Consider the following 958-nt stretch of genomic DNA (forward strand, 5'->3'; position numbering starts at 1 on the left):
CTCTTCGAACCAGGAGGTCCTTCGTGTCCCACGCTAATGCCGCTTTGACCCGCCGTCACCGTTTGCGGATCGCGCGTCTGATCGTTGACGATCATTGGCCGGTGGTCCAGGCCGCCCGCCAGTTCAACGTGTCGTGGCCGACTGCTAAACGATGGGCCGACCGATACGAGGCGATGGGCGAGGCGGGGATGGATGACCGGTCCTCGCGCCCGCACCACAGCCCGACCAAAACGTCTCAGGACCTGGTGCGGAAGGTGGTGCACCTGCGGTGGAAGAAACGCCTCGGCCCAATCGCGATCGGGGCGAAGCTGGGCATGCCGGCCTCGACCGTCCACGCCGTCTTGGTTCGGTGTCGGCTCAACCGACTCCACCACATCGACGTGCGCACCGGCGAAGTCGTCCGGCGTTACGAGCACGAAAGACCAGGCGACCTGATCCACGTCGACGTGAAGAAACTCGGCAACATCCCCGACGGGGGCGGCTGGCGATATGTCGGCCGGCAGCAGGGCAGACGCAACCGGGCCGCCACGCCGGGCAAAGCGAAGAACCCCTACCGCAATCCGAAGATCGGGACCGCGTTCGTCCACACCGTCATCGACGACCACTCCCGCGTTGCCTACGCCGAAATCCATGACGACGAAACCGCCGCCACCGCCGTCGGCGTCCTCCTGCGGGCCGTGTCCTGGTTCGCCAGCCGCGGCATCATCATCAAACGAGTCCTCTCCGACAACGGGTCCGCCTATAAATCACACCTCTGGCGCGACACCTGCGCAGAACTGGGCATCAAGGCGAAAAAGACACGCCCCTACCGCCCACAAACGAACGGGAAGATCGAACGGTTCCACCGCACCCTCGCCGACGGCTGGGCGTTCAAACGCCACTACAACAGCGAATCAGCCCGCCGCGCAGCCCTCCCGGCCTGGCTCCACGAATACAATCACCACAGGCCCCACACCGC

Annotated in this window: 1 protein-coding gene; it reads left to right on the forward strand. The window is 65.1% G+C overall.

The window, feature by feature from the left end:
* Positions 1 to 23: 23 nt before the first annotated feature.
* On the forward strand, positions 24 to 958 hold a 935-nt coding region (locus tag ABFX56_RS15880), incomplete at its 3' end, for an IS481 family transposase (protein WP_346234340.1).

It is taken from the genome of Parafrigoribacterium mesophilum (assembly GCF_039652555.1).
GTDB lineage: Bacteria > Actinomycetota > Actinomycetes > Actinomycetales > Microbacteriaceae > Parafrigoribacterium > Parafrigoribacterium mesophilum.